Here is a 15,967-nt window from a genome sequence, read left to right as displayed (position 1 = left end):
TCCCCCTTTACCATAAGTTATAAGTTTGATCCTTTTCACTTATAATAAGCTCTTCTATTTTCCACCTTATGTTGAATGCAGGGTCATTCCAGCGAATACCTCTAGCTGATTCCGGGTGGAAATTCTCACCCATTTGATAAACGACCTCTGTATCATCCTCCAATGTTTGAAACCCATGCGCAAAACCTTCAGGAATATAAAGCATGTTGCGCTTCTGAGCAGTCAGTTCAACACTAGTCCATTCCATATAGGTTGGAGAATCCGTTCTTAAGTCAATGATAACGTCATAGATCGCTCCATGAATTACTCGTACAAACTTAGCTTCTTCATATGGAGCAACTTGATAATGCATCCCCCGTAATGTACCTTTCAATTTGTTATAAGATATATTACATTGCTTTATATCTACATCGATTCCATATTCATTAAAAACTTCTTTGCACCATGTTCTTGCGAAAAATCCCCTTTCATCTGTAATCGGCACTAGGTCAATGATGTATGCACCCTTTAATTCCAGCTGCTTGAGAATCATTTAGTGAAACACCTCAACTTCAGGAATCCAAACGACAAATTGACCGCCCCAATCCCGAATAAAAGAGATTTGACCAAAGATCTCTTCCTTCAGGTTCCATGGCATAATAACAACATAATCAGGTTTGGTTTCGTACATATGTTCGATATCAAAAACAGGAATATGTGTACCAGGTAAGTATAAACCTTGTTTTGCAGGATTGCGGTCTACAACATAGTCCATCATATCCTTACCTATTCCACAGTAGTTAAGCAGCGTATTTCCCTTGGCAGGAGCTCCATATCCAACGATTGATTTACCTTGATTTTTAACATCTATTACAAATTGTAGAATATTTCTTTTAATCTGTTTCACTCTATCTGCAAATGTCGTATAGGTTTCTATGCAGTGTATTCCTTTTTGAAATTCTAATAATTCTAAACGAGTTACATTTTCAGTGATTGGCTTTGTTTCATCCTCTTCATGTTTAGCATAAATACGAAGTGAACCTCCGTGAGTCGTTAGCTCTTCAACATCAAATAGTGTTAACCCATGCTCAGCAATCATGAATTTGACTGTGAGAAATGATAAATAAGAGAAATGTTCGTGATAAATAGTATCAAATTGATTCTGTTCAATTAATCGAAGTAGATGAGGGAACTCCATAGTAATGACGCCGCGCTCGCTTAGTACCTGTTTCATACCGATAATAAAGTCATTTATATTAGGAACATGAGCTAGAACGTTATTGCCAATCAACAAATCAGCTTTCGTACCTTTTTTGACCAGACTTGATGCTAAATCAGACCCGAAAAATTCGGATAGAACTGTTACACCTTTCTTGCGAGCCTCTTCAGCCACATTCCTTGCCGGTTCTATTCCAATTGAAGGAATCTGCTTCTCAACCATAAACTGAAGTAAATATCCATCGTTACACGCTATTTCGAGCACTTGTGAATTACTATCCAAGCCAAACCTTTCAACGATTACCTCTACATAAGTACGTGCATGTTGAACCCAACTCTCTGAATACGAGCTAAAATATACATAGTCAGTGAAAATTTCGTCAGGTGACTCGAACTCTTCAAGTTGAACAAGAAAACAATGTCCACAAACATAGGTATGCAGTGGATAAAAATTATTTCTTTTATGAAGATTATTCTCATGTACAAAAGAGTTGGATAAAGGAGACAATCCTAAATCGACAAATAATTCCTTTAAGGTCATGTTACAAAATCGACATAATGTTTCCATATACTTTATCCCTTTTTCCTCTCGTATGCTTCTATCTGCTGCATCGTAAAATCTTTCATGAATTTTTGTTCTTCCCATTGTTTGTACCAATCAATTGTCCACTTTATGGTTTCATAAACACTGAGTCTAGGTTTCCAGTTTAATTTGCTCCGAGCTTTGGAACTATCCAACTTCAAGAGTTGTGCTTCATGAGGGTGCTTTGATTTATCATAGTGCCATGGCAGATCAGATCCCCAATGTTTTAACAGCTTGTCAGTAACTTCCCCGACTGTTAGAATGTTTTCTTCCCCAGGTCCAAAATTCCAGGCAGTAGCAAATGAACTGCCTTTGGTATATAACTTTTCACCAAGTGTCAAATAACCGTGGAGAGGCTCTAGCACATGCTGCCATGGTCTTACTGCATAGGGGTTGCGAATCATAGGTAATCTTCCCGCTCGAATTGAGACAATGAGATCTGGTATTAGGCGGTCTGCAGCCCAATCCCCTCCGCCAATTACATTCCCTGCTCGCACTGATGCAATTTGGATGTTTTGCTCGGCAAGAAATGATTTACGAAAAGAATCCGTAACCAATTCACTGCATGCTTTACTAGCGCTATATGGATCATGACCACCTAACCTGTCCGTTTCGCGATAAGACCAATCCCACTCCATATTTTCATAGCATTTATCCGTAGTTATATTCACAACGGCTCTTACTTTATCAGATAGACGCACAGCATTTAAAATGTTTACTGTTCCCATAACATTGACCGCATAAGTATCTATTGGATCCAAGTAGGACGCCCTTACCAAGGGTTGAGCAGCCAAATGGAACACAATTTCAGGCTTATGCTCTTTTATTACTTCTAAAATAGATTCTCCATTTTTGATATCTCCAAAAATAGATATCATATTTTGAGCTACACAAGCGATTTCAAACAAGTTATTTGAAGTATCTGGCTTTAATGAATACCCAATAACCTGTGCTCCTAGTTTTTGAAGCCAGAGCGAGAGCCACCCTCCCTTAAAACCAGTATGGCCCGTTACAAGTACTCGCTTACCTTCCCAAAAAGTCATGACCTCCACACTTTCCAAGGAGCTTGATTGGTACTCCATAATTCCTCAAGCCGCATTCGATCACGGAGTGTATCCATAGGCAACCAAAAACCATCATGCTTAAAGCCAGCAAGCTCACCAGTTGCCGCTAATTGCTCAAGCGGACCCCGCTCCCAAATTGTAGTATCTCCTTCAATGAGGTCAAAGACTTCTGGACTTAAGACGAAATAGCCACCGTTAATCCAGCTATCTGCTCCTTGAGGTTTCTCACGGAAACGACGAATCATGTCATCGTTCATTTCAAGAGCTCCGTATCGACCAGGAGGATCAACAGCAGTGAGTGTAGCTAGCTTATGTTGTTTGTAGTGAAATTCAATTAGTTCTGTAATATTCACATCACTTACTCCATCACCGTAGGTGAAACAAAACGGCTCATTACCCACATACTTCTGAACTCTTTTTAAACGACCGCCTGTTTGCGTATCTATGCCTGTGTCAACGAGGGTAACCTTCCATGGCTCACTATAGTTATCATGAATTTCTAGACTATTTTCTCTCAAATCAAAGGTTACATTAGATTGGTGCAAATAATAATTGGCAAAATACTCTTTAATAACATACCCCTTATAACCCAGGCAAATAATAAAATCATTAATTCCATAATGTGAGTAAGACTTCATTATGTGCCATAAGATTGGATTACCTCCAATCTCAACCATAGGCTTTGGTCTTGTACTTGTTTCTTCGCTTAATCTAGTTCCCAAACCGCCAGCGAGTATTACCGCTTTCATGTGAACTCCCCTTTTATGACAATGTCGCAGTAATAATATAATCCAACGTCGATAGCATACTTTCGGTAGCCTCTTTTTGATTTGTTGAGACCCCAGCTAAATATTTGATAATTTCTTTGTCTCCACTAGGAACCTCCTGTGTAACTGCAATCACACTTTTAATGACCAGTCCGTGCTTTATTAGGATAGAAAGAAATTTTTCTTTATTCAAGTAAGTAACTTGCGGCTCATTTTCGTTGGACAGAACATTCCCCAGGATCAGGTTTGCAACTCTTATATAATTAGAACCATTCCTAATTTTAAAAACTAGCTGACCGTCATTTTTCATCAATGTTACTAGATCCGCAACAGTCTGTTCAATACTATTACACCGTTCAATACCTTCACCAAAAATAATATAATCGTATTTTCTGTCCGCAAATAGATGCTTTATGTCGACAACATTACCGCATGCTGAACGTTCAGAAACAGTCTTTAGATCTATTAAATACTTCCTATCCTCAGTAAAATTATCAATACTTACATTATGTAAACCATGCTCATTCAACTTATTTTTTAATTGTAACGGTGTCCCACCGCATCTGGAGTTAATTCCAAGTATACTCACACTTTCTTGATTGCTGGTGACATCCAAAGAGGAGACAAGGTTTAAATCAAAATTCGCATCATTCCACGAATCTATCCCGTGCTTCTCCATAAAAATCTTTCTACTAACTTCAAGTGAACTATTTTCTTTCTGATCTACACCAGTCGTTATGGAGCCAAAATGATATGTAAATGTATCCCTTGCAAAAATCAACTTGTAACCGGCTCTTCGTATTCTGAAACTTATATCGTCGTCAGCAAATTCCCCGAAGTAAAACTCTGGATCGAAATAACCAATCTCCTTTAGAAGATCGGTGCGAACCATTAAAACACAAGGAAGCAATCTAACCCGCTCCTCCCACTTGCTTGCATCAGATTGGTTATATTGTTCCGCGAATCGCTGCATTTCTTCCAAATTGCTATAATTCCCTTGAATCATTTGATGGTTACTAATATTACTAGAACCAGGAGAAACAAAACCAATTTTCTCGTCAGACTCTATACAAATTAATAAGTTGTCCAGCCACCTTGTTGTAAAAATGAAATCGTTACAAACAGCCGCCGTATACTTGCCTTCAGCTGCTTTCATTCCTATATTAAAACCATTAACTGGCCCTACATTCTCGTCCAAGTGGATTTTCTTCTTATTTGGCAGACTATCGAAATATTCTCTTGTTCCATCTGAAGATCCATTATTTACTGTAATTAATTCAAAGTTGATATGCGATGTATATTTATAAATACTTTCCACTGCTAACTTTGTATAATCCAAATGATTATAAGCAAGCAACACAATACTTACGAGGGGTTTACTTTCCGCATGATTTTCAACTAGTTGTTGAATGCTTTTTCTAATTTGGTCTTTTATTTCTGGATCCACGGCCACTTCTAGTGCTCTTCCATAATAACTAATTGCCAAGTCAGTTTTATTACCCACTTGATAGGTGTATCCCAGGTTGTAGAGTAGATCGAAACAGTGGCTATATAACTCAATTCCTTCTAGTAGTACAGTCTCTGCTTCTTCTAGCCGATTTTCTAGGATAGCTATGACCCCATTCATGGAGTAAATCTCCCAATCCATACCACCCATTCCACTGAACTCAGCTAATAAAAACTTGGCATCTTCCAATTTCCCAGCGTTAATAAGGCTTTCGATATTATTTTTCATTGGCTATTTCCTTTACTAGTTAATATAAGTTGAATTTCGACTCGGTAAGTCTATTTGATCAGTACTTGGCTCCTTCTTATATCGTCATTTTAGATTCATAAATGAAGGTTCAACAAAAAGGAAGCATTTGGAAGGCTTCCTTTTGTTTTTATACAATCCTTGTTATTACTAGACATGAGCAATACCTTGTATTACAAAACTAACAGGGGAAACACTTGCTCTTGTTCTGCCCAAGGGGAATGCGGCTTAAACTTCCTTAACTCTTTTAATAGCTCTTTATATTTAATTGAATCTTCTGCTTCTTGAGAAATCTTTAACATTTTATAAGTTGTTTCAAATGTATTGTTGATAGTTAAAGCTTGCTCGTAATAATAATAAGCATCGCCTACTTTGCCTAACTCATGTAATATATCCCCTGTAAGGATGTAAATTGCCTCCCGTGTAATTTGATCTTCTGCTTCAACTAAAGCATCTAGTGCCAACTCATTAAAACCAAATTTTTTGAGTTGTCTAGCCAATAAATATTTAAGATTAGGATCAAAAAAATAACGGGAAAAATAGTCCATAATTTCAAACTCCCGATGTATCATTAAATCACGCATTAACGTCTCCAACACATCGGACACAGTATCGGATAGAGTGACCCTTTGCAGTTCCTTCCGCCCCACAAGTTGAGTCAAAAATTTAAATTCTTTGTCTCTCAAGTTTAATTGATTTCGACATTTCTTCAACAGTTCCTGGTTTCCGCTAACTACAGCCAAGAACAGCCAATCACGAATTTGACCCGTTAGTGGCTCTTCCATCTTCATGCAAGATTGCAAAGCGCCATCATAATCTTTATTAGCAATATCCACATAAATTTCAGCCTCTTTAGAAAAGTTCAGTGAGTAACATTCCATGAAAGAGAGCAACAACGGGTGGCGCAACTGGAATAATGCATTTGCAATTGATCTGACATGCTCAGTTTCTTGCACTGGCCAAATGCGAATTAACTGTCCAAAAAGCTTTTCATGTGGCACATTCGTCAAAATCTCAAGCATAGGTATTATCAATGGAGTACAAGAAGGATTCAGTTGAATAGCCATTACTAAAAATTTCAACGCTTCTTCTTTTCGATTCTCCTTCATATATATCTCTGCTAACTGTGCCATTGCTAGATAAGATCCCGTTCCTTCCACTCCGTTTAAAAAGAGACTAGAGTCTTGATCTTCACCCAGCTCCAGACATTTCAGAAAACATGTCTCCGCGTCACGAATATAACCTAAGGAATCGTAAATAAGTCCCTTATAGTAGTAATAGTCTTTATTTTCTCCGTAAAGATGATTACTGTCATCGAGAATCGACAGCGCTTCAGTATATTGTTTTAGCTCAAGTAAACACTTAGCAAGATAAACCATCATTCTGCTTGAGAACGTATACTGACAACCAATCTGAAAAGATTTTTTAAAAGCCTGTACTGCCTCTTCATATTTATTTTCTAAGTTATATTGCAGCCCCAAGTTATAGTAGTTAAAAGCAGTTGGGTGGTCTTCTACTTCTTGGAGGAGGATATTCATATTTCGATCCGACTTATTTTTATTTTGAATGATTTGTGGCAAGTATCCATCATGATGAATTGTGGCATTCAATTTTCCTTTATTTAATTCAGTGGTATCGATTTGTTCATGTAATGCCCCATTATAACGCAAACCTATTCCATTTCTAAAAAGACGATAAGAATAATGAAATTCAGCCATACCATTACCTAAATCGTTTCGTATACGCAGCAAGTAGCAATCATGCTCTAATTTATGTAATAAATGAGATTTAGTTTCATCCAAAAATTCATCCGCATCCATTTGCAAAATATAGTTGCCTATGGCTTGCTGAATTGAAAAGTTCCTCGCATCTGCAAAATCGTTAATCCAATTATAGTGCAGCAATTTTAGATTATTATGCTCTATAGCCTGAATGAGTTCGATTGTACGGTCTGTAGATCCGGTATCCACGATAATCATTTCATCTACGATATCTTTTACGCTGTTTAAACACCTTTCAATACTGCGTTCCTCGTTCTTTACTATCATGCATAGAGAGATCTTTTGATGTTTCATTACTTAGCTCCTATTCACTAGATGATGTCTCCAACGCTTTTAACCTAAATATGGCTGGATTAAAATGCTCCGCCGCGCTTGCTTCATAATGATGCTTAGCCAACTCTCTTTGTCCCGTTAGCTCAAAATAAATCCCCAAATTGTAATGAGCTTGAAAAGAGCCAACACCTTTTACGGTTTCATATTTCAAATCATTTGTTTCACCCAATTTTAAGCAATATTGCAGGACCTCGGGAATATAAGCTATATGAGATGGATCCTGCTTTTGAACTAAAGCATTTACGTATATAAAATATAAATCGGTATAATCGGGATAAATTTCAACCCCAACTTGAAGCAATTTAAACAGGGCTTCAAATTTCCTTTGCTGCAGAAGAACATGGCCTAAAGTCGCCAGAATTGAAGAATGGAATGGAAATTCATTGTAATTACTTTGTGTCAAATGGAGTGCACGGTATAAGTAAGTTTCGGCCTCTTCATATTCTTTTTGTACATAGTAAGTTCTGCCTAGTTGAAATAAATTATAAGAATCATTAGAGTTTTCTTCTTGTTGCAATAATAGCAATTGCAGATTACGTTCCGTTTTATTTTTTAATAGGATTGAATCCTTCGTATATCCATAGTGGTAAAGTTTAATATCCAAATTAATGTATGAAATACAATGAACTTTATCTTTTTGAAATACTAACTGTTCGTGGATCCTTCCTTCATAACAGTATCGAGCATCATTTGGAAAAACCCTTGTAATGCGGCTTATTGCAATATTCTCGTTATTGGTATGACTCACAATTTGCACTCTTCCCGCTTGCCCTTCTTTTAATGAGCAAATTTGTTGAAGAGCAGCAGCACTTCCGGGAGATAACTCCTCATCAGCATCCATCATCATAATAAAAGATTCTTTTGCCTCTGAGATTGCGTAATTTCTCATTTCGCTGAAATTAAGATTCCAACTCTTTTCAAGTACATTTACTTCATGCTGTCGCGCAATTTCCATGGTCTTGTCTTTGGATCCAGTATCTATAAATACAATTTCGTTAACAAAAGGGATAATAGATTTAAGGCATTTAGAAACATGCTGTTCTTCATTTTTAGCAAGGATGCAAACCGAAATAGGTAGCTTCATAATTTAAACCCCATTTTAGTAATATTTAAAGAAAAAAGGTGCCCTTTTACAGACACCCACATCATTTCATATCATATTTATTTAATTATACGTATATCCAGCTGTCAAAGATACGGTTTGTCCATCCGGATTAACTACTTTTACATCTACTGCCCCTATCGTTGCAGAGGCAGGAACTCTCACACGCAACTGAGTCGTGCCATAGAAGGTCGTACCGGCTGAAACATTATTAATATAAACTTGTGCTCCACTAACAAAGTTTGTACCGTTTACCGTAATCAGATTGCCACCAGCTTTAACCCCACTGTTGGGGGACACGGAGGTAATAGTTGGAGCTGGGGCCGGTGGAGGTGAAATAAACGTATAGCCACCGACTAGAGTACTATTTTGCCCATCTGGATTTAACACTTTTATATCCACTGTTTCACCTGAAGGCCATGCAGGGGTTTTAACCCGCAATTGAGTTCCATTAAGATATGTTACGGGAAGTTCCGTTGTTTTGAAGAAAGCTCTAGATGTTGTTGTGAAATTTGCTCCGTTAATCACAAGCAATGTACCTCCGGCTTGTGGACCGCTATTCGGAGACAAGCTGGTCACTGTCGGTCCAGGTGGTAAAGTATAAGTAAATCCTCCCGGCAAGGTAACCGTTTGGTTATCAGGGTTGGTTACCGTTACGTTTACGGACTCGGCTACTGCCCAAGCAGGTGATTTGATCTTTATTTGGTTAGAGGACATAAACGTCCCTGGAACTTCTACATTGTTAAAATAGACTTTCGCTCCACTCACAAAGTTCTGTCCGTTTACTAAAATAAATATTCCTCCAGCTAGAAGACCATTATTAGGAGAAATGTTTGAAATTACTGGAGCTGGAGGTGGTGGTGGTGCTAAATAAGTAAATCCTCCTGCAAGCGTAGATTCTTGCCCATCTGGATTTACCACCTTAACTGTTACTGCCCCGGGAGTTGTCCAAACAGGCGTTTTAAGTTTTAATTGTGTACTGTTAAAGAAGGTTGCAGGAACTTCTATACTATCAAAAAACACTTTAGCTCCACTTACATAATTTTGTCCGTTAATAAAAATATATATTCCACCAGTCAAGTCACCACTGTTCGGGGAGACGCTATCTACCACTGGGGCTGGAGGTGGTGGTGGTGCTATGTAGGTAAACGCAGCTGATAGTGCTCCTTCCTGATTGTCCGGATTTACTACTTTAACTGTAATAGCTCCAGCCGTTGTCCAAGCAGGGGTTTTAACTTTTAATTGATTAGCACTCATGAAAGTCGTAGCTAATTCAGTACTATCAAAGAAAACTTTTGCTCCACTTACGTAGTTTTGTCCATTAATGGTAACAATCAGTCCACCTGCCAAATCACCATTGTTTCCAGTTACATTCTCAACAGTTGGAGCTGGTTTTGGCTGAGGCGCTAAGAACGTGAAACTATCCGCAAGTAACGCAGACTGAGCATCAGGGTTTACAACTTTAATATCTACAGCTTCAGCAGTTGACCAAGCTGGGGTAGTAAATTTCAACTGAGTTGCGGACAGAAAAGTAACTCCGGTGATTTCTTGAGCATCTAAGTAAATTTTAGTCCCACTTACGAAGTTTGCACCTGAAATCGTAACAGAAGTTCCTCCGGCTAATGGACCGTTAACCGGTGCAATTGAAGTCAATGTAGGTGCAGGAAGCGGGTTGTAGGTAAACGCATCAGCAGAAATAGCGCTCTTCGTGTCCGGATTGACAACCTTAACATCAACAGCCTCAGCAGTTAACCATACAGGTGTTTTCACGCGGATGGATGTATCCGTAAGAAAAGTAACAGCCGTAAGCTCTGTTTCATCGAAAAAAACTTTGGCTCCACTTAGGAAACCGGTTCCTGTGATGGTTGCAATAGTTCCGCCCGTAACGCTCCCATTGTTAGGTGAAATGGAAGTAATCGTTGGATCTGGGTTGATATAAGTATATCCTTGTGTCAATACAGATAGTTGGTTGTCAGGATTAACAACCTTAATATCTACCGACTCCGCTTTTGCCCAAGCTGGAGTTGTAGCTGCCAATTGCGTAGTGGAAACAAATGTTGTTTGGGCTTCTTTCGTTCCAAAATATACTTTTGTTCCGTTGACAAAATTAGTACCCGTAATGGTGATAGCTTGTCCACCTGTGGTTACTCCTGAATTTGGCGTTAACGAAGTTATCGTCGGAGCATCCAAATATAAATACCCATTTGGCACAACTACGTTGGTACCATCAAGATTTGTAACTTTAACTTCTACTGGACCTGCAGATGCGCCTGCTGGAGCGGTGACAGTTAGGGTCGTAGTGTTAGAAGAAACACTACTTGCTACAACATTACCGAATTCAACCTTTGCACCTTCCGTAAAATACTGACCGGTTATTACGACTTGGTTGCCCCCAGGAAGTGGCCCAATGTTCGGTGTAATGGAGGTTACTGTAGGATTGGCCTTATAACGATAGGATGATTGAGCAGATTGCAAATCATCATTAGTAAGTGTAACTACAACTGTACCTTGCGTTCCAGATGGAGCCGTAACCGATAGCTTAGTCGAATCTATATATTGTACATTGGTTGCTTGTTTCGTTCCAAAATATACTGTTGGGTTAGGTCTGAAGTTATCTCCGTTAATGATAACTGTTTCCCCGCCTTTAATGTTTCCACTGTCTTGAACAAGTGAGGAAATGATCGGTGTGGGATAAGTAACCGTAACATAAGGAACAGGTATTACTTTCGTTCTTGCGGCACCTGTATAATCTTTATACACGATATTAGACGTGTAAGCTGAGATAAGAAGATTTCCTTTTTTATTAGGACTTCTTGGCTTGATTTTGTATTTAAAGGTAAGGACATCTGTCTTTAACTCAACGAAATTCCAAGTTAGTGTATTTCCATTTACCACGGGCTTAGGAATGTTATTGTCATAAGATCCAGGAACGATATCAAAATCATTTGTTACTGTATCTGTTACAACCACATCGTATGCACTTGCCATACCAATTTCTTTAACAATTGCATTGTAAATATCAGCTAATCCTACCGATCCTAACACAAAATGATGATGATGAGCAGTTGTTGCCATATCTTTCAACAATTTGTTAGGTCCGCTGGTATCAGCATTATCCGTTGATAGCAACAAAGCGATGGTATAAAAAACAATCCCTGCATCCTTAGCCTCATTTGCCTTTTGAAGGGCATATTCGTATGGAGAGGGTTGTCCTACCGTTGCATCGCCATCCGTGAGAATAACGATAACCGGCTGAGCCTCTGGTCGATGTCCAGCAAGCAGCTCGATTGCTTTAGAAATAGCATCACCTGTTGCGGTAGATCCTCCCTGAGTTAGCGTATCGATGTAGTTTTTAGCCGCTGTCGCATCTGTCGTAAGCGGAAAGCTCTTCGAATCAGAACTAAAATCAACAATACCTACACGGTGCTTGGTCAAATCCATAAGATCAATAAATCCTTTGGCACCTTCTCTTGCGCTCGCCATTTTGTTTTCTTGGGCCATACTACCCGACCTATCGATGATCAAAATAACATCGTTAGGCTTGACTACGTTTACCGGAGGTGTACCTTGAATACTAAGAGTTACTTCTGCTTCTTCTTTCGTTGTAATCGAAGAAGGACTCACGGTTTTTGTTACAGATACATAATCCGTAGCTGTAGCGGCATTAGCTGCGTTGGGAAGTTGAAGCAATCCACTTACTGCAAGAACTACTGCCATAAATAACGGTATTAGTCTACTAAATAACCTCATATTCTTCCTCCTAATATAAATTAAATAAGCAACAGAAAAAATTCTATTGCCTTTCTACATTTTTCTAAAGTCACAAGGAGCTAGTATCGTGTTGACAGATTAGCCTTTTCTGTCTATAAAAACTGAATCCTCTACAAACCTCTGAATATAATCCTTGGCTCGTTGACTCTGCTTCAATTTTTTTTGTGACTCTTGTATCAAAACTGTTACTTGCTGATTTAGATTGTGGACTTCTCTTATCAAAAGTGAAGACTCTGCATTTTCCCTTGTAACAGGTCCAAATGCATAAAGTTGCTCGAAATACCCATTTAATCGTGCTTCTCTTGAAAAATACGCATCAATATGATTCTCGGATAGGATTTCTTGGTAGATTCCTTGAATACTCTTTAAAATAGTAATCATTGTCAAACATGGCTCCCAGTTTTCAAAATTTGCAGAGCTTGTTTCCAGGTATCTACCATTCCACGTCCAAATTCCATAACCTCATCCAATATGACGACCTCTTTAGAAATTAGAAAGTCGTTAAGTCTACCTTTATAATAAGTATAAAGTTCATATAATTGTTTAGCGATGTCGTACTGCATATTCAACGTAATAATTAGTTCGTCTAAAATATCTTTGGCCTTGTAGATTTGATCTTTAACTTGATCCAAAAACCCTTTTTGAATTAAAGCTTTAGTCATACTCAATTTTTTGCAGAATTCCTCATACAAGATGAGAGTTAGCTCCCCAGGACTCGCCGTCTCTACTTTAGTTTTCAGGTAGTGTTCTTGATAATTGTTTAGTGACATTGTTAACCCCTCTTAGTATGATAAATTGAGTAATTCTTAAGCTCTAATTCCCTAATTGGGAAGATAACCAACTTGATTGGCTGTTTAAATTTTGTAAGGCCTTTTCCATAGCCGTGAACTGCTTGCGATACCTTTGCTCTGTCATACTTAAACGATCTTCATATTTGGATATAGTCTCATTCATACCTTTAATCTGTTGTCCTAATATGCTACTATCAACCAACTCCGAATTTGTGCCGAATCCTATCTTCTTGGAGACTCTAGTAATTTGCAGGTTCAAGTCTTCAGAGAGACGTTCGGCAAATCCAAGTTCTGATTTTCTTGTCGGATCGGTAGTAGGTTTACTTGAAGACTGAGTGAACAACTTTTGGAATGAATCCGGATCCGCGGTCAATGCATCGGTAAGTTTATTAATATCCAGATCAAGTTTACCGTTTTCTTTCCAGTCTTTTTTGACTGTAATACCAATATCGGATAGGGAGTCGTAATTAGCTGGAAGCCCTTGCACTTTACCCATTAGTGAATTTCGCAGCGTGGTTAATCCCGATTGCAATATTGAATCGTTGGCAAGAAGTCCAGTTTTTGCCTTAGACTCCCATAATTCAACTTGCTTATCAGACATCGCGTCTTTCTGTTCTGTGGTGAGCGGTTCATAATTGCGATCATGTTTCTCACTCACTTTACCCATAACACTATCAACAACCTCGTTATATTTCGCAACGAAATCCTTGATTTTACCTACAACACTTTCAGTATCTTGGGATACCGAAACTGCAATTGCTGATGTTGTCGTTCCTTTGAAGTTAAAATTGATACCATTAAAGCTCAAACTGTTTGATCCCATGGTCATAGGTGTTCCGTTTAACTCTATTTGGGCATCTTTCCCTTTAACAGGAACAGCCGTCGTATCAATTTTCAGATTGCCGTTTAGCGATCCGCTGATGGTGTCATCAATGCTAATGCTCTCACTTGTTCCGGATTTCGCCGTACTTAAAATAACCCTTGAATTTACAGAATCATAACTTGCTTTAATCCCTATATTAGCCTTGTTAATGTCATCCATAATCGATTGTGTGGTCGAAGAGGACGTAACAGTAATGGTTTTGGTTCCACCTGAACCTGTAATTTTAAAATCGCCTGTAGTGGAGGCAGTCTGAGTATACCCAACTCCTGTACCACCAGCAACTAAGGCCGGAGAAGCAAGTTGGTCTACTTTTACGGTGTAACTACCATCTGAAGCATTTGAACCAGCTTGAGCCGTAACTACACTCTCATTTCCGGAAACTGCTTGTTTCTTAGCAAAAGTGGCGGAGAGTCTTAGCTGATCCGTAAGAGATCGAAAAGATGAGTATAAAGTATTCATGCTTCTGTAGTCATCACGCTGCCAAATAACCGTCTGCTTCTTTTGCTGCGTTTTATCAAGCGGCACTCTTTCAGCCTTGAGCAAGTCACTAATGATTTTCTCTGTATCCATCCCTGAGGCCAATCCACTCAAACGGACTATACCCATATAAATCGACTCCTTGCTTTAACTTTTATGATCTATGAAGATTCCTGCTCTTTCACACATCTTGTAAACCATATCCACAATCTTTTCTGGAGGAATTTCTTTAACCACTTCATTGGTATTTGTGTTGATTAACTTAACCAGAATAGATCCAGTGCCCTTATGAACAGAAAATTGAAGCTTGGTGTCGGCGACTCGAAGCGCTTTATTTCCCCGCTCTACCAATTCGTTGAGTTCCTTGTCTCCATGCGGTCGGCGATCTTGTTCCTTCTGATATTCTATGGAAGTTATCCCCAATTCAGGAGCTTCATTCACTTTTCGATCTTGGAGAGAAGGGATATTGGGTGAATTGAAATCACTAATCCTCATGTCCCATTACTCCTTACAAGAAATATTTAAAAGGCCGACCGGAAATTCCGGCCGGCCCATTCTTTAAGATTAACGAAGAAGCTGAAGTACGCCTTGAGGTTGTTGGTTTGCTTGAGCAAGCATAGCTGTAGCAGCTTGTTGAAGAATATTGTTCTTGTTGAACTCGCTCATTTCTTTTGCCATATCAACGTCACGGATACGGGATTCTGCTGCTTGTAGGTTCTCTGCAGTTGTTCCCAAGTTATTGATTGTGTGTTCCAAACGGTTTTGAACAGCACCCAGGTCAGAACGAAGTGTAGAAACAGCATTAATAGCAGATTGAACTAAGTCTAAGTTTGCACCCGCTACACCGTTAATTGAAGTTGTAATACCAGCAAGGGCTGTAAGGCCAGTCGCACTTACATCAACTTGCAAGGAAGTTGCTAAAGCAGCGGCTAACTGCAATGTGATTGTCTCACCACTATTTGCTCCCACTTGGAAATTCACTTGAGTTGTTGTAGTATCAAGCAATTTCTTACCATTGAATTGAGTTTGTTTTGCGATACTGTCAATTTGGTTCGAAAGCTGCGTTACTTCAGCATCGATTTTAGCAGCATCCGTAGTAGTCAAGGTTTCGTTACCACCTTGAACATACAATTCAGCCATACGTTGCAGCATGGAGTGAGTTTCGTTCAATGCACCCTCAGCTGTTTGGATCAAGGATACTCCGTCTAGTGCGTTGCGGGAAGCTTGCTCCAACCCACGAACCTGGTTGCGCATTTTCTCAGAAATTGCAAGACCAGCTGCATCATCAGCTGCACGGTTAATACGGTATCCGGAAGATAGCTTCTCAAGGTTTTTGGAAGTGTTGGTGTTGTTAGAAGTTAGTTGTCGTTGAGTGTTATACGCCGCCATGTTGTGATTAATACGCATAGAATAATTCCTCCTTGGAATGGGCGTGATCGCATCCTTGCGTTCACCATTATTTAGT

General features: G+C 39.0%; 13 protein-coding genes. All 13 read right to left on the bottom strand.

Annotation, left to right across the window (positions count from 1 at the left end):
• Nucleotides 1-7 precede the first annotated feature (7 nt).
• A complete protein-coding gene (gene rfbC / locus J2Z65_RS24615; RefSeq protein ID WP_167055135.1) occupies nucleotides 8-532 on the bottom strand; it encodes a dTDP-4-dehydrorhamnose 3,5-epimerase in 525 nt (174 codons plus the stop codon).
• Nucleotides 533-1,765 carry a class I SAM-dependent methyltransferase gene (locus J2Z65_RS24610; protein ID WP_167055335.1) on the bottom strand — a complete coding sequence of 411 codons (1,233 nt, stop codon included), beginning with the start codon at nucleotides 1,763-1,765 and terminating at the stop codon, nucleotides 533-535.
• 5 nt (nucleotides 1,766-1,770) lie between these two features.
• Nucleotides 1,771-2,823, bottom strand: a complete 1,053-nt coding sequence (gene rfbG, locus J2Z65_RS24605) for a CDP-glucose 4,6-dehydratase (protein WP_167055137.1) — start codon at nucleotides 2,821-2,823, stop codon at nucleotides 1,771-1,773.
• Nucleotides 2,820-3,593, bottom strand: coding sequence for a glucose-1-phosphate cytidylyltransferase (rfbF, locus tag J2Z65_RS24600; RefSeq protein ID WP_167055139.1), 774 nt, complete (start codon nucleotides 3,591-3,593; stop codon nucleotides 2,820-2,822). The genes rfbG and rfbF overlap by 4 nt, the downstream gene beginning before the upstream one ends.
• 13 nt (nucleotides 3,594-3,606) lie before the next feature.
• A complete protein-coding gene (locus tag J2Z65_RS24595) occupies nucleotides 3,607-5,346 on the bottom strand; it encodes a glycosyltransferase (protein WP_167055141.1) in 1,740 nt (579 codons plus the stop codon).
• Nucleotides 5,347-5,537: 191 nt separating this feature from the next.
• A complete protein-coding gene (locus J2Z65_RS24590) occupies nucleotides 5,538-7,439 on the bottom strand; it encodes a glycosyltransferase (protein ID WP_167055143.1) in 1,902 nt (633 codons plus the stop codon).
• A gap of 10 nt (nucleotides 7,440-7,449) precedes the next feature.
• On the bottom strand, nucleotides 7,450-8,562 hold the full coding sequence (locus J2Z65_RS24585; RefSeq protein WP_167055145.1) for a glycosyltransferase: 1,113 nt from the start codon (nucleotides 8,560-8,562) through the stop codon (nucleotides 7,450-7,452).
• Between the two features lie 81 nt (nucleotides 8,563-8,643).
• Entirely contained in the window at nucleotides 8,644-12,330 is a 3,687-nt protein-coding gene (locus J2Z65_RS24580; protein WP_167055147.1) for an IPT/TIG domain-containing protein, read from the bottom strand.
• Between the two features lie 99 nt (nucleotides 12,331-12,429).
• Nucleotides 12,430-12,732, bottom strand: a complete 303-nt coding sequence (locus tag J2Z65_RS24575; RefSeq protein WP_167055150.1) for a hypothetical protein — start codon at nucleotides 12,730-12,732, stop codon at nucleotides 12,430-12,432.
• Between the two features lie 2 nt (nucleotides 12,733-12,734).
• A complete protein-coding gene (gene fliS, locus J2Z65_RS24570) occupies nucleotides 12,735-13,121 on the bottom strand; it encodes a flagellar export chaperone FliS (RefSeq protein WP_167055151.1) in 387 nt (128 codons plus the stop codon).
• Between the two features lie 43 nt (nucleotides 13,122-13,164).
• On the bottom strand, nucleotides 13,165-14,631 hold the full coding sequence (gene fliD / locus J2Z65_RS24565) for a flagellar filament capping protein FliD (protein ID WP_167055153.1): 1,467 nt from the start codon (nucleotides 14,629-14,631) through the stop codon (nucleotides 13,165-13,167).
• 18 nt (nucleotides 14,632-14,649) lie between these two features.
• Nucleotides 14,650-14,997, bottom strand: coding sequence for a flagellar protein FlaG (locus J2Z65_RS24560; protein WP_167055155.1), 348 nt, complete (start codon nucleotides 14,995-14,997; stop codon nucleotides 14,650-14,652).
• A 69-nt stretch (nucleotides 14,998-15,066) separates the two neighbouring features.
• Nucleotides 15,067-15,909 carry a flagellin N-terminal helical domain-containing protein gene (locus tag J2Z65_RS24555; protein WP_167055157.1) on the bottom strand — a complete coding sequence of 281 codons (843 nt, stop codon included), beginning with the start codon at nucleotides 15,907-15,909 and terminating at the stop codon, nucleotides 15,067-15,069.
• Nucleotides 15,910-15,967: the final 58 nt, after the last annotated feature.

The sequence above is a fragment of the Paenibacillus aceris genome, from assembly GCF_017874035.1.
Classification (GTDB): domain Bacteria; phylum Bacillota; class Bacilli; order Paenibacillales; family NBRC-103111; genus Paenibacillus_E; species Paenibacillus_E aceris.
This window is presented reverse-complemented; position numbering and strand designations above follow the sequence as displayed.